General features: G+C 73.7%; 18 protein-coding genes. 5 read left to right on the top strand and 13 right to left on the bottom strand.

All coding sequences use genetic code 11. The features are described 5' to 3' along the window. Nucleotides 1-8: 8 nt before the first annotated feature. The 9 genes from ACZ7GX_RS23880 to ACZ7GX_RS23840 form a co-directional block, all read right to left on the bottom strand. On the bottom strand, nt 9-644 hold the full coding sequence (locus tag ACZ7GX_RS23880) for a hypothetical protein (RefSeq protein ID WP_498779630.1): 636 nt from the start codon (nt 642-644) through the stop codon (nt 9-11). A 1,990-nt stretch (nt 645-2,634) separates the two neighbouring features. Continuing rightward, nucleotides 2,635-2,793 carry a DUF6760 family protein gene (locus tag ACZ7GX_RS23875; RefSeq protein WP_230568861.1) on the bottom strand — a complete coding sequence of 53 codons (159 nt, stop codon included), beginning with the start codon at nt 2,791-2,793 and terminating at the stop codon, nt 2,635-2,637. Beyond that, complete coding sequence (locus tag ACZ7GX_RS23870; RefSeq protein ID WP_498779628.1) at nt 2,790-3,248, bottom strand: hypothetical protein; 459 nt, start codon at nt 3,246-3,248, stop codon at nt 2,790-2,792. Before ACZ7GX_RS23870 ends, ACZ7GX_RS23875 begins: the two co-directional genes overlap by 4 nt. Beyond that, nucleotides 3,248-3,691 carry a phage tail protein gene (locus tag ACZ7GX_RS23865; RefSeq protein WP_053717825.1) on the bottom strand — a complete coding sequence of 148 codons (444 nt, stop codon included), beginning with the start codon at nt 3,689-3,691 and terminating at the stop codon, nt 3,248-3,250. The genes ACZ7GX_RS23870 and ACZ7GX_RS23865 overlap by 1 nt, the downstream gene beginning before the upstream one ends. Before the next feature lie 30 nt (nt 3,692-3,721). Then, nucleotides 3,722-5,239, bottom strand: coding sequence for a phage tail sheath family protein (locus ACZ7GX_RS23860; RefSeq protein ID WP_498779626.1), 1,518 nt, complete (start codon nt 5,237-5,239; stop codon nt 3,722-3,724). A 262-nt stretch (nt 5,240-5,501) separates the two neighbouring features. Further along, entirely contained in the window at nt 5,502-7,577 is a 2,076-nt protein-coding gene (locus ACZ7GX_RS23855; RefSeq protein ID WP_498779624.1) for an AAA family ATPase, read from the bottom strand. 70 nt (nt 7,578-7,647) lie between these two features. After that, a complete protein-coding gene (locus ACZ7GX_RS23850) occupies nt 7,648-8,319 on the bottom strand; it encodes a Pvc16 family protein (protein ID WP_498779622.1) in 672 nt (223 codons plus the stop codon). A gap of 16 nt (nt 8,320-8,335) precedes the next feature. Beyond that, a complete protein-coding gene (locus tag ACZ7GX_RS23845) occupies nt 8,336-11,383 on the bottom strand; it encodes a hypothetical protein (protein ID WP_498779620.1) in 3,048 nt (1,015 codons plus the stop codon). Between the two features lie 109 nt (nt 11,384-11,492). Further along, a complete protein-coding gene (locus tag ACZ7GX_RS23840) occupies nt 11,493-12,116 on the bottom strand; it encodes a helix-turn-helix transcriptional regulator (protein WP_498779619.1) in 624 nt (207 codons plus the stop codon). A gap of 174 nt (nt 12,117-12,290) precedes the next feature. Between ACZ7GX_RS23840 and ACZ7GX_RS23835 the strand changes: the two genes are divergently transcribed. Then, nucleotides 12,291-13,559, top strand: coding sequence for a COG1470 family protein (locus ACZ7GX_RS23835; RefSeq protein ID WP_498779618.1), 1,269 nt, complete (start codon nt 12,291-12,293; stop codon nt 13,557-13,559). Between the two features lie 168 nt (nt 13,560-13,727). Here ACZ7GX_RS23835 and ACZ7GX_RS23830 read toward each other — a convergent pair whose 3' ends face one another. From ACZ7GX_RS23830 to ACZ7GX_RS23820, 3 genes are all read right to left on the bottom strand, one after another. Beyond that, nucleotides 13,728-13,895 carry a hypothetical protein gene (locus ACZ7GX_RS23830; RefSeq protein WP_498779616.1) on the bottom strand — a complete coding sequence of 56 codons (168 nt, stop codon included), beginning with the start codon at nt 13,893-13,895 and terminating at the stop codon, nt 13,728-13,730. Further along, on the bottom strand, nt 13,892-14,236 hold the full coding sequence (locus ACZ7GX_RS23825; protein ID WP_498779614.1) for a hypothetical protein: 345 nt from the start codon (nt 14,234-14,236) through the stop codon (nt 13,892-13,894). The genes ACZ7GX_RS23830 and ACZ7GX_RS23825 overlap by 4 nt, the downstream gene beginning before the upstream one ends. A 306-nt stretch (nt 14,237-14,542) precedes the next feature. Further along, nucleotides 14,543-16,096, bottom strand: a complete 1,554-nt coding sequence (locus ACZ7GX_RS23820) for an extracellular solute-binding protein (protein WP_498779612.1) — start codon at nt 16,094-16,096, stop codon at nt 14,543-14,545. Nucleotides 16,097-16,590: 494 nt separating this feature from the next. Here ACZ7GX_RS23820 and ACZ7GX_RS23815 point away from each other — a divergent pair, with 494 nt between their 5' ends. From ACZ7GX_RS23815 to ACZ7GX_RS23800, 4 genes are read left to right on the top strand one after another with little or no spacing between them, the layout of a single operon-like run. Next, on the top strand, nt 16,591-17,241 hold the full coding sequence (locus tag ACZ7GX_RS23815) for an ABC transporter permease (protein ID WP_498779611.1): 651 nt from the start codon (nt 16,591-16,593) through the stop codon (nt 17,239-17,241). Then, nucleotides 17,231-18,337: an ABC transporter ATP-binding protein gene (locus ACZ7GX_RS23810; protein ID WP_498779609.1), complete on the top strand. Its 1,107-nt coding sequence runs from the start codon at nt 17,231-17,233 to the stop codon at nt 18,335-18,337. Before ACZ7GX_RS23815 ends, ACZ7GX_RS23810 begins: the two co-directional genes overlap by 11 nt. Continuing rightward, nucleotides 18,334-19,116 (top strand): ABC transporter permease, encoded by a 783-nt coding sequence (locus ACZ7GX_RS23805; RefSeq protein ID WP_498779608.1) that lies wholly within the window; start codon nt 18,334-18,336, stop codon nt 19,114-19,116. The genes ACZ7GX_RS23810 and ACZ7GX_RS23805 overlap by 4 nt, the downstream gene beginning before the upstream one ends. Then, entirely contained in the window at nt 19,113-20,087 is a 975-nt protein-coding gene (locus ACZ7GX_RS23800; RefSeq protein ID WP_498779606.1) for a glycine betaine ABC transporter substrate-binding protein, read from the top strand. Before ACZ7GX_RS23805 ends, ACZ7GX_RS23800 begins: the two co-directional genes overlap by 4 nt. A 7-nt stretch (nt 20,088-20,094) precedes the next feature. On the opposite strand, the gene ACZ7GX_RS23795 is transcribed toward ACZ7GX_RS23800, so the two are convergent. Beyond that, complete coding sequence (locus tag ACZ7GX_RS23795; RefSeq protein WP_498779605.1) at nt 20,095-20,694, bottom strand: cysteine hydrolase family protein; 600 nt, start codon at nt 20,692-20,694, stop codon at nt 20,095-20,097. Nucleotides 20,695-20,719 lie beyond the last annotated feature (25 nt).

Below are 20,719 nucleotides of genomic sequence, written 5' to 3'. Positions count from 1 at the left end.
GGGTGTGGTCAGCGGCGGCGGTCGTGCAGCAGGCCCGCGCGCTCGCGGCCGTGGCGCAGCTCGGCGCGCAGGAGCCTGCCGACCGGTTCGAGCAGGCGGCGGGCCAGGTCGTCGAGGTCGGGGTGGGCCGGTCCCGTCGGTTCGGCGGTGGGCTTCGGGGTCGTGGTGCCTTCGGCGACGCGTTGGACGGGCGCGGGTTTCGTGGTGACGCGGATCGCCGGCGCCGGTTGGACCGGTTTCGGCGGTGTCTGTGGTGCCGGTGGTGTCGGTGGCTTTGGTGCGGTGACGGGTGGGTGGGTGATCCCTTGGTGCGCGGTGTCGGTCGGGTCGGCGGGTGGCGTCGGGCGGACCACGGCCGGCCGGCCGGTTCTGGCGGGTCTCGCACCGGGCAGCACCGGGTCCGGGTGCCTACGCGCGTCCCCCTTGGCCTGCGCGCGTTGGACGTCGGGCCCGGTGCTCCCGCTGCCCGAGGGCCGGCGTGCCGCCGAACCCCCGGAGGTCCACCGGAGTGGGACCGCTCGGGGCAGGTTCGCGGTGCTCGGCGGGAGGTCGGTGGTGGTGGGGGAGATCAGCGGCCGCCGGGCTGGGAGCAGGGGTGTGGTGGTGAGGTGGTGGTGCTGCACGGTCGGGCGGGTCAGCGGCACGACCGGCAGGGGTGCCTGGTCGGGGGATCTCGGTGGCCTGGCCGGGGCGGTGCGGTCGGCTTGGCGGTCCGAGGGCTTGCCGGCAGGTCGGCGGTCCAGGTTGCCGGCGGTCTCGCGGTTCGGGGTGTCGGCGATTGGCCGGTGCGGGGTGGTCGTGGTGGGTGGTGTTGCTCGGCGCTGCACCATCTCGCCGGTTCGCGCTGGTTCGTGGGTCGGCTTGGCGGCGGTGTCGTGCGGTAGGACGGCGTTGGCGGGAATCCGCGCCAGTGGCTCGCCCAGGACCGGTCCGGTTCTTGGTTTGCCTTGGGAGGGCGCCGGTGGTTTGTCGGGCGTCGGTCCGGGTTCCGGCTTGCGCTGGACTACGGCATCGGCGGGGAGGCGGTCGAGCGGTTCGCCCAGGATCGCCGTAGTCCGCGACGCACGCTGTGGCGCGGGCGTGGCGGCGGTCGGTGCGTCCGCCGGTGACGTGGTTGACCTGCGCCACACCGGAGCGGCGGGTTCGCCCGGTTCCGGCGGTGCGATCGGTGGCTCAGCCGTGGGTCGCGGTCCGGGCTGCGGTAGCGATTCGGCGCGTTGCACGGCTTGACCGACCAGCGGCGCCTGTTCGGTCGGCGGGGTGGGTGTCGGCTCGGCGGCCGGGGTTGCGGTGGCGGTGGCGGTGGCGGTCGGCCCGGTCCGGGTCGGTGCCGCATCGGGAACGGCCCGGCGCTGCACCGCCGGTTTGTTCGTCGTTCGGGCGATCGGGATGGGCCGCAGTGGCGTGACGTCCCGACGTGCCACGGTCAGTGGGGTGCCGACCGGGTGCAGGGAGACCGGGCCGGCTGGTGATCGCGGCGCGCTCGTCGGCTCCGGTGCGACTTGGCCGGCTCGGTCTGTCTGGACTGCTTGGCTGACTGGGGCGGCCGGAGTGGCTGGGGCGACTGGTGTGGCCGAGACGACTGGTGTGGCCGGTGATCGCTGCGCGATTGTCGGCTTCTGCGCCACCGGGAGGATGGGCGCGACCGGGATGGCGGAGGCGCGCGGGGTGGCGGAGGCGACCGGGGTGGCCGAGGTGAGCGGGGTGGTTGGCGGCTGCGCGGCTGTTGGATCGAGGGCCGGTTGGGCGGCGGCCGCGGTGGGGGCGACCTGGTCGGCGGGGCGGGAGGTTGGGGCAGGGGTGGCGGGGGAAATCGGGGTGGTGGCTGGTGATCGCTGCGCGATCATCGGCTCCGGGGCGACCGGGGCGACCGGGGCGACCGGGGCGACCGGGGCGACCGGGGTGACCGGGGCGACCCGAGCAACCGGGGCGGGCCGAGCAACCGGGGCGGGCCGAGCAACCGGGTCGACCGGGGCGGGCCGAGCAACCGGAGCGACCGGGGCGGGCCGAGTAGCTGGGGTGACCCGAGCGCCTGGGTTGGTTGGAGTGGCTGGGTTTGGAGTGGCCGTCCGCCGCTGCGTGACGGCCGGCTTCGAGGTGGCCGGCGACCGCTGTGCCACCGTTGGCTTCTGGTCGGGCTGGCCGACCTGTGCGACCTTGCCGACTGGGGCGACCTTGCCGACCTGTCCGACTTTGCCGACCGGGGCGGTAGGGCTGGTGGTCGGGGTGGTGATCGTGCCGGTGGTGCTGGAGCTGTCGGTCGGGGATGGGGATTCTTGCGCAGCAGGGTTGTCGGGCAGGGCGACGGTGAGGTGGTCCGTCCCCGCGTAGCCGCCGGGTGCGCCGGTGGGCCGGGCCAGGCCGTGCATCACACCGACCGGAGCGCCTGGCAGGACCGCGTGGCCGAGGTCGCCGCTGAACGTGTGGTCCTGCCAAGCCGCCAGGCCGCTCCGGAACCGCAGTCCGTCACCCACCGCGATGCCCTTGCGCTGGATCACCCCCTCCATCGGTCGGGTCGCGCGCCAGCCACCGTCCGAATCGGACCCAGGAGCCGGAGCCGCAGCCGCAGCGGGAGCCGCAGCCGGCGTAGGCGCTACGGCCTTGCGGCGGAACCTGTCCCAGAAGCCCATCACGTCACCCCCCTTCGTTCACCCTGGTGTTGATGCGCGCGATCTCGCGGACCCAACGCCTGCGCTCGTGGTGCTCCAGGTCGAGGATCCGGTCTCGTTCCCAGTGGAAGTGGTAGGCCACGTACGCGACCTCCTCGTGCAGCCGGTCGGCCGCGTACGTCACGATTCCCCCAGGCGACCACCGGCCAGGTCGACCTCGAACCCGCTGCCGCACGACGGGCACGTCACCCCGGCGCGGGTGTGCCCCTCGCTGTTGATCCGCCGGTAGAAGTCCTGGAGGAACGCGATGTCCGTGGCGTACATCCGCTCCACCACGCCGACGTTCACCTCGTCCACCGCGCCCAGCTCGGTGATCACCATGCTGAGCAGCAGCACGCTGAGGTAACCCGGGTTCTCCTTGACCCGCAGGTCGATCTGCGGGCGCAGCTCGTCACGGGCCGTCGCCAGCCGCATCCGGCCGTTGCGGTGCACCACGCCGTCGGCGTCCACGTAACCGCGCGGCAGCTCGAACTCGAACTCGGTGCGCAGCGCCGGTTCCCGCGCCACGGCGGGCTGTGCCACCTCAGCGGGCTCCGCCAGCTCGTCCAGCGAGTCGAGCCCGATCACCCGACGCCTCATCAGTCCTCCAGGGTGATGTCCTCGAAGGTGATGGTCACCTTCTCCAACGCGGCGCTGGACTCGCCCGCCTTGAGCGACGGCCCCTCCCAGCGGCTGACCCACCCGTTGACCAGGTTCAGCCGCCGCTCGGTCTCGCCCTTGCTGTTCATGATCTCGATGGTGATGTTCTGGCGCGCCGTCTCGACGTCACCCTTGTTCACCGTCTCCTTGAGCCACTTGGTGAACTCCTTGCTCTTGTCCATCCCCCTGGTGACCGTGATCTCGCCGCCCTTGCGGGCGCCGGGCTGCTTGCGCAGCAACGGCTTGCCCTGCGGGGTCACCTGCGAGATCTCGACCACGTCCTCCTCGATCGTCACCCCGCTGACCTCCTGCAAGGACTCGACCATGTACGCGCCGAGCTGGAGGCCGAAGATGTGGGTGGAGAGTGCGTCGCCGTCTGCCATGACTGGTGCTGCCTTTCGGGGATCCGCGGGCTATTCGCTGACGAGGCTGGTGTTGTCGGAGAACTGGGCGAGGCGGAAGACCACGAACTCGGCGGGCTTGACCGGCGCCACGCCGATCTCGCACACCACCTGGCCGAGGTCGACCGACTCCGGCGGGTTGTTGTCGCGGTCGCACTTGACGTAGAACGCCTCGTCCGGCGTGCGGCCGAACAGCGCGCCCTGACGCCACTGCTCGGTGAGGAACGCGGTGATGTTGCGGCGGATGCCGGCCCACAGCCGGTCGTCGTTGGGCTCGAACACCACCCACTGCGTGCCCAGGAGGATGGACTCCTCCAAGAAGTTGAACAGCCGCCGCACGTTCAGGTAGCGCCACGCCGGGTCGGACGACAGCGTGCGGGCGCCCCAGATGCGGATGCCGCGGCCGGGGAACGTGCGCACGCAGTTCACGCCGACCGGGTTCAGCAGGTCCTGCTCACCCTTGCTGAGCGACACCTCCAGGTCGACCGCGCCGCGGATGACCTCGTTGGCCGGCGCCTTGTGCACGCCGCGCTCGGCGTCGCTGCGCGCCCACACGCCGGCGACGTGGCCGGACGGCGGCACGAACGCGTTGCGGCCGCTCGCCGGGTCGAAGACCTTGATCCACGGGTAGTACACGGTGGCGTAGCGGGAGTCGTGGTTCGCCTCCTCCATCCGCCACTTGTGCACGCGCTGCGGCGACATCCCGGGCGGGGCGTCCAGCACCGCGACCCGGTCGCCCATCTGCTCGCAGTGCGAGACGACCGCCGCCTGCACGGTCTGCACGCCCTCCAGGTCGATCAGGCCGCGCCGGTAGGCGCTCATCAGGTCGGGCACCGCGACCATGGTGACCTCGTCGATGTTCTCCAGGCCGCCGAACCCGGTGCGCGCCGCGGCGTCGCCGACGTACTCCTGCGCGTCGAGCGTCACGGGCCCGGCCGCCTTCGCGGCGGGCAGCGGGACCGACTGCTTGTCCGGCCTGGTCAGCGCCGTGCCGGACTGCTCGGTCACCTCGATCAGCTTCGACCGCTCGGCGACCTGCGTCACCACGTAGTTCTTGAGGTTCCTGCGGGTCGACACGTCGAAGGTCTCCACGACCTTGTCGCCCTGGCGGACCAGCAGCTTGAAGCGGTCCTCCGGCGGGTTCTCGCCGTCGGCGTCGGAGACCTCGACGGAGACGTCCGGGCCGGCGGCGGGCAGGGCGGAGATCCGCAGCCCGCCCAGCGTCACGGGCACCGGCGCGGCGGGCACGTCCTCGCCGTTGCCCGCCGGACCGCCCACCCGCACCACGTACGCCGCGCCACCGCCGTTGGCGAAGTAGCCGTAGACGGCGTGCGGGAGGTAGGCGTCCTCGGTGAAGCCGCCGAAGTCGCGCACGTACTGGTTCCAGTTGGTGACCAGGGTCGGCTGGTGGAAGGGGCCCTGTTCGGCGAAGCCGACGAAGGCGGCCACCGCGGTGCCGACTCCCTCGATCGGGCGGGCACCGGTCTGGACCTCCTCCACGTACACGCCGGGCGAGAGGTACTGCGGCATGGTCGCTCCTTGTCTGCTCTTCCGCTCTGGCACCACAAGCGTCGCCCGCGCACGCGTGCGGCGGCAGGACCGGCGGGCCCCGGTCGAGGGCACTCCCGCTGCACCAACAGGCAATCGGCGGTCCGGCTCCCGCCGCTGCCTCCTGAGGACGCGCTGTTCCGCACGCCGGCCGGACCGTTGCGCCGGTGCGGCCGGCCGGCCGTGGTCCGGGCACGCCGAGGAGCGCCCGCGGCGGGGCGGGCGCTCGTCGGCACACGGGTCGTCAGAGCTGGTCGGTCTCCGCCCACGGGCCGAACTCGCCGGGCAGCACGAGCCTGCCGAGCTTGCGGTACTCCTGCCGCACGGCGGCCAGCACGTCGGTCATCCGCACCGGCCGCTCGGCGGCGGCGGCCAGGTAGGCGGCGGTCACCGCGCACGCCCGGATCGACCCGCCGGCCAGCTCGAACCGCTCGGCGCAGAACGCCAGGTCGAGGTCGTCCGCCCGGGGCAGCCGCGAGCCGAGGCAGCGGTCCCACAGCGCGAGCCGCTGCGTCGAGTCGGGCACCGGGAAGTCGGCGATCACGTCGATCCGCCGGGTGAACGCCTCGTCCAAGTTGGACCGCAGGTTGGTGGTGAGCACCGCGATGCCGTCGAAGGACTCCATCCGCTGCAACAGGTACGCCGACTCCATGTTGGCGTGCTTGTCGTGAGCGTCCTTGACCTCCGAGCGCTTCCCGAACACGGCGTCCGCCTCGTCGAACAGCAGCACGCCGTGCACGCCCGCGGCCTCGGTGAAGATCCGTTCCAGGTTCTTCTCCGTCTCGCCGACGTACTTGTCCACCACCGACGACAGGTCGACCACGTAGAGGTCCATGCCGACCGCGCCGGCCACGACCTCGGCCGACATCGTCTTGCCCGTGCCCGACTCGCCCGCGAACAACGCCACCACCCCGCGGCCACGGCCGCCGCCGGGCCGCATGCGCCACTGGCCGAGGACCCGTTCCCGGTGCCGGGCGCGCAGCACCAGCTCCTCCAGCTGCCGCCGGGTCGGCGCCGGCAGGACCAGGTCGTCCCAGTCGACGCCGGGGGTGATCCGCCTGGCCAACCGCTCCAACCCGGCGCCGTTCTGGGCCCGCACCCCGGCCCGGACGTGCCCCAGGTCGACGGGTCGGTCCTCCAGCAGCGCCAGACGTGCGGCGACGGTGACCGCGCGGTCCACCTCGTCGGCGCCCAGCCGGTACCCGGCCAGGTCGGCGACGAGCGCGGGATCGGCCGCCGTGCCGGTGACGTCGGCCAGCGCCCGCGCCCACCGCCGCGCCCGCCGGTCCGCAGTCGGCGGCGGCACGGGCACCGACACCACCGGGTGCGGCGTCCAGCGCGGGTCCCAGTGCCGCCGGCTGTGCAGGAACAGCGGCACGTCGCCGGCCAGCGCGGTGAGGTCGCGGATCAGCCGGGCGCGTTCGGGCAGCAGCGGTTCCAGCGGGCCGAGCACCAGTCCCGCGCCGCGCAACCGGGCCTCCCGGACGACCTCCGCGAGCGGCGGGTGCGGCCGGTCGACCAACGCCGTGACGTCCAGCACCACGGCGTCACGACCGGCCGCGGCCAGGGCGTCCACCGCGAGCCGGCCCGCGTCGCCGTCGGTGTCGCGCAGGTGGACCGACCGGATGCCGGCGGGCAGCCCGGCGGCGAGCCGTTCGGCCGACGGCTCCGGGTCGACGCCCGCGGGCGCCAGGCGGGCCGTGCCGCCGATCGCCGGGTCGGGCTCGTCGTCGCCGAGCAGGTGGGCGACCACCCGGTCGGGCACGCGCAAGGACCGGGACAACGCGGGCAGCGCGTCGTCGCGCACCTCGACCAGGCCGGCCGCGACCAGCGGCGCGGACGCGGCGAACCGGAACCGCCCCGCGCCGGCCGCGGGCAGCCCGCACAGTTCGAGCGCCAGCCCCACGGTCGCCCGGCGGCGGGTGAGGTCGTCGTTGAGGTAGCCGTAGAGGCGTTCGAACCGGGCGTCCACGTCCGGCGCCAGGGCCACCAGCAGGAACTCGACGTCCACCGGTTCGAGGTCGAACCGCCGCGCGAGGGTCAGCAGCCGGGGGCCCGGCTCGGGCACCAGCGCGGCGAGCACGTCGAGGTCCGGGGCTGCCTCCGGTGGTGGCAGCGGTTCGGGCTGCCCGTCGAGGATGCGCCGGACCGCGTCGGCGGTCAGGTAGAGGCCGCGGTGCGGGTCGTCCGGCGAGGGGTCGTCGGCCAGCCGCAGGGCGACCGCCCGGCGCACCCGCCACTCGACCGCGCCCAGCCTCGCCCACAGGTAGGCCAGGTCCCGCGCCTCGGACGTCGTCGCCGTCGGTGTCGTCACGGTCATCGGTTCGCACCACCCTGTCGATAGCTGCCGGGCGTCACGGCGGTCCGCGCGGGTGAGCGGGCCGTCGTCGTCATCGGATCGGGCCGCCGCGTCGCCGCCGGTCGGCGGGTCGGGCACGAGCGGGCGCGAAACCGCCGTCGCCGGCGACGTCGTCGTAACGCAGCCTGCGGGCGTCCTCCTCGGGGCCGCCGACCAGGACCAGGCCGCCGGCGGCCGGCGGGGCGAGCGGGGTCACGACACCGGCCACCGGCGCGGTCACGACCAGGTTGACGGCCGGTTTGAGCCGCCCGCCGAGCGCCGACCACACGTCCGTCGCCGCCCGGCCCTCCGACACCGGGCCGCCCGACTCCAGCAGCACGCTCAGGTCGAGCTCGGCCAGCGACCCGGTCAGCCACTCCGACGCCAGCCTGCTGTGGCCCGCCAGGCACACCAACGCCCCCGACAGCAGCCGGTGCTCGTCCTGCGGCCGGTTCGTCCACGCCGTCACCAGGTAGGACAGCCGGAACCAGCGGGGCGGCCTGCGGTGCCCGACCAGCTCGCCGCCCTCGAACACCTCCAGGTCGCCCGCGCTGCGCCGGCTCTCGTCCTCGCGGATGTCGTAGAGGAACACGTTGACGGTCGGCGCGTTGCGCCGTGCCGTCCAGTCGGTGGTCGGCGCCTCGAACGCGAGCTCGCCACCGCCGCCGGGCACCCCGCCGGCCTGGAGCAGCCGGCGGATCCCCTCGTCGACCTCGTGGATCACGGCAACCTCCTCGTCGTCACCTGCGCCGCACCTCGTCGGGCGGCCCCACGGAGCCGGGCACGACGAGGAACCCGGTGGTGGCGGGCTCGAAACCGGCTCCGGCGGCGGTGATCGTCCGCCTCCCGGTCTGGTCCTTGGCGAGGATGAGCAACTGCGCGGTGAACCCGCCGTCCGGGCGCGGCACGGTCGGCGTCGCGGCCGCGGTGATGCCGGGCGACCAGGACAGCCGCACCGGCACGCCGGGCGGGAAGTCCACGCCGCGCACCGACGTGACGAAACCGGGTTCACCGATCGGCGGCACGGCCTCGATCCGGGGCCGCAGCACGCGCATCGGCGCGGCGGCCACGTTGTCCGCCGGGTCGGCGTCCGTGCCGGTCGTGCGCAACGTCCCGCGCACGGTGGTCTGGAGCGGCGCGTTCGGCGCGAGCACGACCTGCACCACCTGCGACGCGCCCGGCGGCAGGTCCGGCACCGGGCACCCGGTGTTCGCGCACCCCGGCGGCAGGGCCGCCACCGGCACCTGCGCGGGCAGCGCGAAGTCCAGCCGCAGCCCGGTGGCCAGGGCGCCGCCGCCGTTGCGCACGGTGTAGCTCACCGTCGCCCGTCCGCCCACATAGGACGGATCCGGCTGCACCACCACGGCCAGCGAAGGACCGGCCGGCGGCACGGCGGGCGGCGGCGCGGGCGGCGGCGGTCCGGCCACCGGGTCGCGCACCGGGATCGCCGTCGCCGCGGCGTTGTCGGACGGCAGCACGTCGAGCACGGCGCCCGCCACCGACCAGGTGACGCTCCGCCGTCCGGGCACCACGCCCACCACGTCGGCGACGACGTCCACGGACGCACCGGGCCCCACCACCCCGAGGTCGCACCGCAACCCGGCCACGTCACAGGTGCCGCGCGCGGGGCGCAACGCCGCCAACCGCACGCCGTCCGGGACGGCGACGGTCAACGCGGTGCCGGGGGAGGTGGCCGGACCGCGGTTGACCACGGTCACCGTCACCGGCGTGGTCGTGCCGGTGTCGGCGTCCGGCGTGGTGTCGGGCGCCTGGACGGCCAGGTCGACCGTCTGCTGCCAGGTCGGTTCCTTCTGCCTGCCCGGCAGGTCGGCCGTGATCCGCCGCACCGCGCCCGTGCCGAGGTCGACCACCGCCAGCTCCTCCGGCGACGCCAGGTCACCCACGCGGCGCGCGGTCAGCACCACGCGGTCGCCGTCGGGCGAGAACGACACGTCCCTGGGCTGGAACGGCCCCGAAGGCGGCGCGGTCAACGGCGTGGCGCACGTGTTCGCCCCCGAGGGCAGCACCACGCGGCACCCGTTGTCCGCCAACGACACCAGCAGCACGCCATCGGCCTCGCGGTTGAACGCCAACGCGCGGCCGTCCGGGCTGAACACCGAGCTGTCGTCGGTCACCTCGCAGTCGAACCCGCAGACCGCCGCCGACACGTCCCGCTGCCGGTCCAGCGTCCCGGTCCGGGCGGTCCACACGTGGTTGTCGCGCACCTCGCCGGTGGGGCCGTCGAAGACCCGACCGCGGGTGAACGCCAGCGTCGTGCCGTCGGGTGACCACGCGGGCTGGGTGTCCTCCTGGTCGGCGGCGGACGGCGGTGGCGTCAGCCGCCCCGCCACCGCGCCGGTCGCGGCCTCGACGACCACGATGCGGCTCGCACCGCCCTCGGGCCGCACGCCGCCCGGCGTGCGGCGGGCGAACGCCAGGAACCGGCCGTCCGGCGACCAGACCGCGTCGAACTCCCAGTCCGCCGGCTGCCGGTCCGCGACCGGCAGCCGCCGCGCGTTGCCGCCGTCGGCGTCCACCAGCCACAGCCGCTGCACCCGCCGGCCGTCGACGTCCTCGAACCGGCTCAGCGCGATCGTGCGGCCGTCGGGGGAGTAGGACTGCCGCTGCGTCCACGGGTCGTAGCCCTCGCGCGGGTGGAACAGCAGGTTGGGGTCGTCGGCGATCCCGGGGTCCTCGCGCAGCACCGGCACGCCCAGGTCGCGCGGGTCGGAGCCGTCCGGCCGGACGTCCTGCAGCGTCGCGGTGAAGTAGGTCTCGGCGGTCGTGCGGGCCACGAGCAGGTGCTCGCCGCGCGCGTCCACCAGCCACGTCGGCGAGGTGACCGCGCGGTTCTCCGCCAGCAGCAGGCCGGGCGCGGTCGTGACGGGCAGTCCCGGGCCGGTGTCGACCCGGTACACCTTCTCGACGTTCGGGTCGGCCGGGCACGAGCAGACCTGGTCGGTGCTGAGGAACAGCAGGCCGGCGCCGTCCGGCAGCCAGACGGGCCAGCGGCCACGCCACCCGGCCTGGTCGCCGCCCAGCACCGGCGCGCCGACCCGGCCACCGTCGAGCACGCGCGGCCGCGGGACGCCGCCGACGTCCAGGGTGTAGGCGATGCGGCCGTCCCGCGGGTTCCAGTCCGGCTCGCCCGCGTCGCCGTCCGGCTCGTCGGTGACCCGGGTGACCCGGCCGCCGCCCACCGGGACGCGGTAGATCTCCCGCGCGCCGTCGCGGTCGCCGGAGAACGCGACGCTCGCGCCGTCCGGTGCGAACGTCGGCCACGCCTCGTCGGACGGCGTGTCGGTCAGCCTGCGCAGCCCCGTGCCGTCCACGCCGACCAGCCACAGGTCGCGCGCGCCGTCCTCGCGCGAGTCGAACACCACCGTCCGCAGGTCGGGGGACAGCCGGGGGTGGCCCGCGTCGAGGCCCTCGGTGAGCCTGCGCACCGAACCGTCGGCCGCGCGCAGGTACACCTGCGGCTCCGGCCCGTCGCGCAGGCTGGTGAACACCACCAGCCCGCCGCGCGCCGAGACGTGGTCGTCGTGGTGCGCGGGTCCGGCGCCGAACAGCGGCGCGCTCGGCCGCGGCTGCTCGGGCACGGGACCGGTGACCGCGCCGATGCTGCGGTGCCCGGTGCCCGCGTAGGCGATCCGGCCGGACACGGGGTCGTCCTGGAGCACCGCCGCCGACACCGACGTGGCGACGTCGTGCACCGCGACGACCGCGGCGCTCAGCGCCACCGCCGCGCCGATCGTGGCGAGGGGTCGGGTCGGCAACCAGCTCGACAAGGTTCCACCTCCGTCTGGGGCATGTGCCGGAATCGTCGGCCGGCCCACCGCGCGGCGCGGAGGTCCGGGCGGGCACGGTCGGGGCACGACCCCGGGCCGTTCGGGCAACTCAGATCAGGCCGTGCCGCATGGCGTAGCCGACGGCGTGCGCGCGGTTGCGCAGGTTCAGCCGGGTGGTGACCTCGTGCAGGACGTTCTTCACCGTCCGCTCCGAGAACGACGTCTTGGCGGCGATCTCGGTGGTGTCGAAGCCCTCGGACACCAGCCGCAGCATGTCCGCCTCACGTGCGGTGAGCGTGGACAGCGACGGGCCGTTGGGGTCCAGCACGCTGCGCTGCAACCGGCCCACGTGGTCGAGCAGCGTGCCGAGCAGGTCGCCGGGCAGCACCGCTTCCCCTTTGACCAGCGCGGAAATCGTGCTGACGAGCCGGTCCTGGTGCGCCTCGGCGCGCCGGATCACCGCCGTCACCCCGCAGTCGATGGTGATCTGGAGCGCGTCCTGGTCGAAGTGCCCCACCACCAGGCCTACGCGCGTGGTGGTGGACTGCCTCAACCGGCGAAGCAACCGGGCCGCCTCCTCGTCCACCCGGTCCACGACGACGAGCGACACGGCGGCGCGCGCCTCCTCGTCCGGCCGCACCACCTCGACCTCGGACCGCGGCCGCAGCTGGTGCGTGATGCCGGCCTTCAGCACCGGGTCCTCGGCGTACACGGCCACCGGAATCCTGGTCATGACAACCTCCTGTGGAACGACCGGACCGCGCGGTGTCGGCGACCTCGTCCGGACCATCGTGGGCCGGGCGAGGGCTTCGGGGCACCGGCGCGGGGCCTTCGGTGCACGGGTTTGCCCGCACAGTGCCCTTTTCTCCCTGTCCGGGCCGGTGGCGGCGTCCCTACCGTTCGTCGGGTGACCACAACGACCGAATTCGGTCTCCCCACCGTGGTTGTCACGCCCGGTCAGGAGACCAGCACGACGATGACGGTGCGCAACGACAGCGACATCGTCGAGGCGTACGAGTTCGAGGTGGTGGGCGGGTGCGCCCCCTGGACCACCGTCGAACCGGCACGGCTGTCGCTGTACCCCGGGACCTCGGAGCAGGTCGCCATAGTGCTGCGCCCACCGCGTTCACCCGAGGTGCGCGCGGGAGAGGTGCCGCTCGGCGTGCGGGTGCTGCCCGCCGAACGGCCGGAGTCGGCGGTCGTGACCGAGACGACCGTGATCATCGAACCGTTCGCGGAGCAGCGGGCCCGACTGATCCCCAAGCGCCGTCGCGCGTGGCGCAGCGCGCGCTACCGCGTCGAGGTGCGGAACAACGGCAACACGCCGACCGTCGTGACGCTCTCGTTGCCCGAAGCCGACGACCACCTGAAGGTCGCCGTGTCCACCGCGCCGTCCACTGTGGACCCCGGAGCGAAGGCCGAGCTGGAGCTGCGCGCCCGGGTGGCGAAGCTGCTGTGGTTCGGCAAGCCCGCGGTGTGGCCGGTGCGGCTGGACGCGGTGGCCCTGGCGGCCGACGAGCGGCGCGAGCACGAGCTGGCCGGCGAGCTGGTGCAGCTCCCGATCCTGTCCCGATGGCTGCTGTCGCTGCTGGGCGCCTTGTTGGCGCTGCTGCTGGCGTGGCTGCTGCTGGTGCGCCCGGCGGTGCTCAGCGCCGCCCGGGAAGCGGCCGACGGCCGTGCCCAGGAGATCGCGCAGGCGGGCGAGCCGCAGGCGCCGGCCGAGCAGCCCGGAGGCGCGTCGGAACAACAGCCCGCCGGCGAGCAGGGGCAGGGGCAAGGCCAGGGCCAGGGGCAGGGCCGCGGCACGAGCGGTGGCGGCGAGCAGAGCTCGGGCACCATCGAGATCCGCGCGAACGCGGGTCAGCGCGCGACCGGCACCTACGTCGTGCCCGCGGGCAAGGTCTTCCACATCACCGACATCGTGCTGGCCAACCACCAGGGCGACGAGGGCGTGCTGACGATCGCGTTCGGGGAGCGCACGATCACCGTGATCGCGCTGGAGACGTTCCGCAACCAGGACTACCACTGGGTGACGCCGATCGACATCCCGGAGAACGGCACGGTGACCGCGACGGTCGACTGCGCCCGGCCCGGCACGCCGGCGAGCGGCCGGCAGGCGCCGAACTGCGCCCAGCTGCTCAACGTCAGCGGCGAGCTGGGCGACATCGCCGGCTGACCCCGACCTCGCGTCGTCGCTCCTGTGACCGCCGCGCACCCGTTGTGGTGCGCGGCGAACTCGTGCGTGGCGAGACTCGTGCGCGGTGGGACTTGTGCGTGGTGAGACTTGTGCGGCGCGACTTGTGCGTGGTGATGCTCGTGCGCGGTGGAGCCCGTCCCGCGCGGTTCACCGGGCGCGGCGGTTCCACTCGTCGAGCAGCGCGTCGATCCAGGCGAGCATCAGCTCGACCGTGGTGTGGTCACCGGTCTCCCGGTAGTGGCGGAGGTCCTCCACGGCCGCGCCCAGCTCGAACCGCAGGTCGCACGACGCGATGTCGCTCGGCGTGGGCGTCACGGCTCACGCCGGGGCGCGTTGCGGGCGGCCATCCGGAACGCCTCGATGTACTTCGGCAGCTCGACCAGCGCGCGCTCCCACGAGCCCGCCATGATCTGCTCGGCGAACACCGTGTCGACCACGAGCCGGTCGACCTCCGGGTCGATGTCGTCGCCCGCCGCGCTGCGCAGCCGCCTCGACACCTCGGTCCGGTGCGCCCGCGACCGGACGACCTCCAGGGTCCGCTCCAAGCCGGCGATGACCCGCTCGGCCTCCGCCGGCTCCACCACCAGCCACCCCTTGACCGCCAGGTCGAGGAACAGGTCGCCCGCGAACCTCTCGGGCGTGGAACCGTCCGCCACGCGACCTCCGTCCTCGTGGGACCACATCGCCTCGCACCTCCGCACCGGCACCGGGGCCGGTACCGGTCCTCCGGAACCCCCGTCCGCCCGGCGGCAGGGAGCCGGCTTGAGCCCACCACGTGGCACGGGCGCGCCGGAAGTCCGTCGGGGCAGGTCTGCCCGTCCGTACCCGGGACGTGCCTCGCGATGGTCGACTCGGCGGCCCGCGTGCTGGGCCGAACGGGTGACAGGTGGCGGACTGAACCGACACAGCGCGCGGAGCTCCACCGGGCACGCGTCGACGCGGTCAGCGGGTCGACCCGGCCGTCACTTCCGCAGGATCTCCGCCAACTCCCGGGCCACGGCGTCGGAGATGCGGTCCTGCTCGGTCACCACGCCCCTGACGGCCTCGCGGAACCTCCGGCTGAACTCGGTGTAGCTGCGCGTGACCGGCCGGAGCCCGGCGTTGCGCAACGCGGTCCGCACCTGCACCAAGTGCTCGCCCTCGGCCCGGTCGTACACCGAGTCCCGGGTCGGCGCGAACCCGCCGACCTCGGCGAGGATCTGCTGGCTCTGCGTGCTGGTGAGGAACTGGATCAGGGCCTGCGCGGCCTTCGGCTTGTCGCTGTGCGCCGAGATCGCGAGGTTCTGCCCGCCGAGCACGCTGCTCGCCTCCGACACGCTCGACCGGGGCAGCGGCGCGGTGCGGAAGGTGACGCCCTTGGCGTCCAGCTCGTCCCGCAGGTCGGTCAGCTGCTCGTCGGCGACCGCCCAGTTCCGCATGAACGCCGTGCGCCCGGCGGCGAACTGCTCGACGGCGTGGGACGCGGTGGTGTCCTCGGGTCGCGGGTCGGAGAGGGCGACGCGCGGGGCCGTCGCCATCGCGTTGAGGTTGCGCATGCCCTCGTAGTCGTCCTCGGTGAACTGCACCTGGCTGCCGTCCGGGGTGAGCCTGACGCGGCCGTCCTCGGTCACCACGCGGCCTCCCGCCGCCCAGATGGCCTCCAGCGCCTCGACCATGAGCATCTCGTCCGAGAACTGCGCGGTGGTGGCCGCCTCCAGCCCGCCGAGCGCCTGGGTGGCGAGGACGCCGGAGTGCCCGTCCCAACTGGTCGGCGGGGCGAGGCCCGGGACGCCGGTGCGGTAGTAGAGCAGCCCGACGTCGGTGTTGAGCGGCAGCGCCCACAGCGGTCCGCCCACCTCCTCGCAGGTGCGCCGGACCGGCGCGACGAAGTCGTCCAGGCCGCCGGCGAGCTTCGACCGGTCCAGTTCGCGGAGGTAGCCGTGGTCGATGAACTCCCGCATCCACACCACGTCGAGGAGGTAGACGTCGGCCTTGTGCGCGCCGCCGTCCTCGACGTCGTTGACCATGCGCTCGTGCTGCTCCTCGGTCTCGCCCGCCGCGGTTTCGACGATGACCGGGTTTCGCGGGTGGCTCTCGTTCCACTGCTCGATCACCGTGGTCCGCGGGTCGTGGGGACTCAGGTCCGTCGCCGTCATGAGGACCAGCTCGCCGGCCTCCAGCGGCGGCGGCAGCAGCACGTAGCTGCCCAGGCCGAGGAGGAGGACCGTGACCAGGACGGCCACCGCCTTCCGCGGCCTGCCCAACGCCTTCCGGACGCGGTCCGCCGCGGCGGGGAAGGGCCCCTCCCACTGCCAGAACTCCCGCACCGCGCGCGGCAGGGCGTTGATCAGCACGCTGGACAGCACCAGCATCACCGCGGTCGCGGCGAGGTAGGGGACGCCGTCCGCCCGCCACCACTCGGCGACGTCCGCGACCAGGCGTGCCGACACCGAGGTGACCACGGCGGTCACCAGGACGAACAGGACGATGAGCGGAACTCGGAAACCGGGCCGCCGTTGGTCCGTCGAATCAGTCATTCCGCCCTCCGACCGAGCTCGTGAAAAGGGATAACACCGATTCCAGCACGGTGTCAACGACAGCTGAATCTCGAATGCGACCAAATTTCCGCAATAGTGCGGGAATGATTCCACGGTGGCTGGAAATCGCATTCCCCGCACGACGGCCGGTGAACGCACTTCGGGTCGCCCCTGTCGAGCGGCCGTCCTCCTGCTGCCCTTGCGCCCTCGACCGGTCGGACACCGGTCCGCGGGCGGGCATCGGCGTCCGGCCGGGACACCACTTCGCGGGATCGTCAGCTGATCGGCAGGTCGGCCGGCGACGCCTTGCGGCAAGATCGCGGTACGGTGCCGGGACCGCTCGGCACGCCGGCACCGCGGTGTCGCCGCGCGGTGCGGTGTGCGGCGGTGACGAGCCGCTGTGCACTTAGGACAGCGCGTCCCGGACGAGGGGGTTGCCTTATCCGTCCTGTGTGGACCAAGACCGTCGCGGCCGGCGAACCGGGGGCCACGACGTGAGCTTCGGGGAGTTCCTGGTCGACCGGTGGAACCGACTGCTGGTCGAGGCCCTCCTGCACGTCAGCGCCGTGGTGCAGTGCGCCCTGCTGGCCGCGGTGATCGGCGTCGGCATCGGTGTCGCGGTGTACCGCAGCCCGCTCGGTTCGACCGCCGCGACGGCGTTGACCAGCGCGATCCTCACCATCCCGTCGTTCGCCCTGCTCGGCCTGCTGATCCCGGTGCTGGGGCTGGGCGTGCCGCCGACCGTCGTCGCGCTCGTGCTGTACGGGCTGCTGCCGGTCGTGCGCAACACGATCGTGGGTCTCGGCGGCGTCGACCCGGCCGTGCGCGACGCGGCCCGCGGCGTCGGGATGAGCAGGGTGGGCGTGCTGACCAGGGTCGAGCTGAGGCTGGCCTGGCCCGCGATCCTGACCGGGACGCGGATCGCCACCCAGATGCTGATGGGCATCGCCGCGATCGCCGCCTACGTCCGCGGGCCCGGCCTCGGCGTGGAGATCTTCGCCGGCCTGACCAGGGCGGGCAGCGCGAACGCAACCAACCAGGCGGTGGCGGGCACGCTCGGCATCGTCGTCCTCGCGCTGGTCCTGGACGGGATCTTCGCGCTGATCGGCCGCTACACCGTTTCCAGGGGGATCCGTGGCCAGTGAGATCCGGCTCGTCGACGTGACCAAGCGCTACGCCGGCGTCGAGGCGCCCGCGGTGGAGTCGGTCAGCATGACCATCCCGGCGGGGGAGACCGTGGTGCTCGTCGGCCCGTCCGGGTGCGGCAAGACCACCACGATGCGGATGATCAACAGATTGATCGAGCCGACCTCGGGTCGCATCACCATCGACGGCGCGGACACCCTGTCGTTGAACCCCGACGAGCTGCGCCGCGGCATCGGGTACGCCATCCAGCAGGCGGGGCTGTTCCCGCACCTGACCGTCGGCCAGAACGTCGGCACGGTCCCCGGCCTGCTCGGCTGGCGCCGCCCGCGGGTGGCCGACCGGGTGGACGAGATGCTGGACCTGGTCGGGCTCGACCCGGCCGAGTTCCGCGACCGCTACCCGCGGCAGCTCTCCGGCGGCCAGCAGCAGCGCGTCGGCGTCGCCCGCGCGCTCGCCGCGGACCCGCCCGTGCTGCTGATGGACGAGCCGTTCGGCGCGGTCGACCCGATCACGCGCGGCAACCTCCAGGACGAGCTGATGCGGCTGCAGTCCGAGCTGCGCAAGACGATCGTGTTCGTCACGCACGACTTCGACGAGGCGGTCAAGATCGGCGACCGGATCGCGGTGCTCGGCCCCCGGTCGCGCCTGCTCCAGTACGACACCCCCGAGGCGATCCTGGCCAACCCCGCCGACGACACGGTCGCCGGTTTCGTCGGCGCCGGCGCGTCGCTCAAGCAGCTCAGGCTGCGCCGGGTGCGCGAGGTCGAGCTGAGCCAGGCGGTGACCGCGCCGGCGACCGACCGGCCCGCCGACGTCCTCGGCAGGCTCGCCGGGTCCGGGCGCCGCCACGCGCTGCTGCTGGACGCCCGCAACCGCCCGGTGAGCTGGGTGCGCGGTCCGGGGCAACCGCGGCCCGTCGGCGACTCGGTGACGCTCCAGTCGACCCTCCAGGACGCCCTGGAGGCCATCCTCACCGAAGGCGGCGCGGCGGTCGTCACCGGCTCGCGCGGCGAGTACGTCGGGCTGGTCGAGATGGACGCCGTGATCGGCACGGTGCGGAAGCTGCGCGACGAGCACGCGGAGGCGGACGCGTGACGGCCGCGGCCGACCTCCGGACCGCCGCCGCCACGACCACCTCGCCGCCGCGGGCCGAACGGCTCCGCCTGCTGGTCCAGCCGGTCGTCGTGGTGGCGCTGGTCGGCGGCGTGCTGCTCTGGGCGTTCACCCGCGACCTCGACTCGATCGAGCGGCAGAGCCTCAACGCCTCCTCCCTGGTGTCCGCGACCTGGGACCACCTGGTGATCAGCCTGGTGGTGACCGGGCTCGTCCTGGTCGTGGCGGTGCCGCTCGGCATCGTGCTCACCCGCCGGTGGGCACGCCGGGCCGCGCCGCTGTTCCTCGGCCTCGCCACGATCGGCCAGGCCTCGCCCGCGATCGGCATCCTGGTGCTGTTCTTCCTGGTCTCCGGCCTGGAAGGGCTGTGGGCGGCGGTGCTGCCGATCGCGTTCTACACGCTGCTGCCCGTGCTGCGGAACACCATGGTCGGGCTCCAGGGCGTCGACCCGGCGCTCGTCGACGCCGGCCGCGGCATCGGCATGTCCGCCGCGACCGTGCTGCGGCGGATCGAGCTGCCGCTGGCCGTGCCGCTGATCCTGGCCGGGCTGCGCACGGCGCTGGTGCACGCGGTCGGCGTGGCCACGCTGGCGGTGTTCGTCAACGGCGGCGGCCTCGGGTTGCTGATCGACACCGGCTACAAGCTGGCCAGGGTGCCCGTGCTGATCACCGGCGCGGTGCTGGCGGTCGGTCTCGCGCTGCTCGTGGACTGGCTGGGCGCGCTCGTCGAGACCTACCTGGGACCGAAGGGGCTGCGATGAGGCGGATCACGCGACTGGCGGTCGTGGCGGTGGCGCTGCTGACGTCCGGCTGCGGCCTGGAGTCGTCGTTCGCGCTGCCGTTCGACGTGGGGCCGGGCTCGATCCGGCCCGTGCCCGAACTGGCCGGCGTGGAGATCGCGGTCGGCTCCAAGGACTTCACCGAGAACCAGGTCCTCGGCTACCTCGCCGAGGTCGCCCTCGTCGCGGCGGGCGCCGAGGTGCGGGACATGACCAACATCCAGGGCTCCAACAGCTCCCGCCAGGCGTTGATCACCGGCGACATCGACCTGTCCTGGGACTACACCGGCACCGGGTGGATCAGCTACCTGGGCAACACCGACCCGATCCCGGACGAGCGGGCGCAGTACGAGGCGGTCCGCGACGCCGACCTGGCCCGCAACGGCCTGGTCTGGCTCGACTACTCCGCGATCGACAACACCTACGCCTTCGCCGTCACCGAGGAGTTCGCGCGCGCCAACGGCCTGCGGACCACCTCGGACATGGCCGCCCTGATCGGCCGCTCGCCGGACGAGGCCGTGTTCTGCCTGGAGACCGAGTTCGTCAGCCGCAACGACGGGTTCCCGGGCGTGGCGAAGGCCTACGGCTTCGACGCCGCCGCGGCGGAGGTCAAGACCTTCGGCACCGGCACGATCTACACCGCGACGTCCACGGGGCTGTGCAACTTCGGCGAGGTGTTCACCACCGACGGCCGCATCGTCGCGCTGGACCTGGTCGTGCTGGAGGACGACAAGAAGTTCTTCCCCCGCTACAACGCCGCGGTCGTGCTGCGCCAGGACTTCCACGCCGCGCACCCGCAGGTCGCCGAGGTGCTGGCGCCGATCGTGGCGAAGCTGGACAACGACACCGTGCGCGCGCTCAACGCGGAGGTGGACGTCGACGGCCGGGACCCGGCCGCCGTCGCCCGCGACTGGCTCGTGCGCGAGGGGTTCGTCTCGCTGCCCGCGTCCTGACGTCCTCTCAGGACCGCGCGCGCAGGAGTTCCAGGACCTCGTCCGCGGTCAGGCAGCCCGCCGTGGTGAGGTCGAGGTTCGCCAGGGAAGCGGTGTGGGCGGCGTCGTCGGCCGCGGTCACGCAGTCGCTGACCACGTGCACGGTGAAGCCGAGGTCGGTGCCGTGGCGCGCGGTCTGCTCGACGGTCAGGTTGGTGGCCACACCGGTCAGCAGCAGCGTGTCGACGCCCCGCTCGGTCAACCGGGCGGCCAGGTCGTTGCCGGCGAGGCCGGACAGCTTCTGGTTGTCGACGACGGTCGGTGTGCCGCCCGCCAGCTCCGGGATCAGCCGCGCGCCGGGCGCGTCGGGCCGGAACGCCTCCTGCGCGTCGCCGACGGCCCGCATGAAGCCGGTGTTGCGCACCAGCCCGCCCTCGCCCTCGGGAATGGTGAACCTGGTGAAGAACACGGGGACACCGACCGCTTCGTGAAAACGCGCCGCTCGTCCGACGACGCCGCTGCGGGCCACGGGCTCGGCCAGCATCGGCCCGAAGAACCCCTCCGGCTTGATGACGTTGACCTGCCAGTGCAGCGCCAGCACCGCTGCCCGCTGTGGATCGAGGCTCATGCCACGATCCTGCCTCGCCCGCCGG

The organism is Actinosynnema sp. NPDC037264, assembly GCF_055603705.1.
This window is presented reverse-complemented; position numbering and strand designations above follow the sequence as displayed.

Excerpts from the sequence above, each read along its gene's own strand:
- ACZ7GX_RS23870 (WP_498779628.1), bottom strand. The coding sequence starts at position 3,248 with ATGAGGCGTCGGGTGATCGGGCTCGACTCGCTGGACGAGCTGGCGGAG.
- ACZ7GX_RS23855 (WP_498779624.1), bottom strand. The coding sequence starts at position 7,577 with ATGACCGTGACGACACCGACGGCGACGACGTCCGAGGCGCGGGACCTG.
- ACZ7GX_RS23800 (WP_498779606.1), top strand. The coding sequence starts at position 19,113 with ATGAGGCGGATCACGCGACTGGCGGTCGTGGCGGTGGCGCTGCTGACG.
- ACZ7GX_RS23795 (WP_498779605.1), bottom strand. The coding sequence starts at position 20,694 with ATGAGCCTCGATCCACAGCGGGCAGCGGTGCTGGCGCTGCACTGGCAG.
- ACZ7GX_RS23865 (WP_053717825.1), bottom strand. The coding sequence starts at position 3,691 with ATGGCAGACGGCGACGCACTCTCCACCCACATCTTCGGCCTCCAGCTC.
- ACZ7GX_RS23840 (WP_498779619.1), bottom strand. The coding sequence starts at position 12,116 with ATGACCAGGATTCCGGTGGCCGTGTACGCCGAGGACCCGGTGCTGAAG.
- ACZ7GX_RS23820 (WP_498779612.1), bottom strand. The coding sequence starts at position 16,096 with ATGACTGATTCGACGGACCAACGGCGGCCCGGTTTCCGAGTTCCGCTC.
- ACZ7GX_RS23860 (WP_498779626.1), bottom strand. The coding sequence starts at position 5,239 with ATGCCGCAGTACCTCTCGCCCGGCGTGTACGTGGAGGAGGTCCAGACC.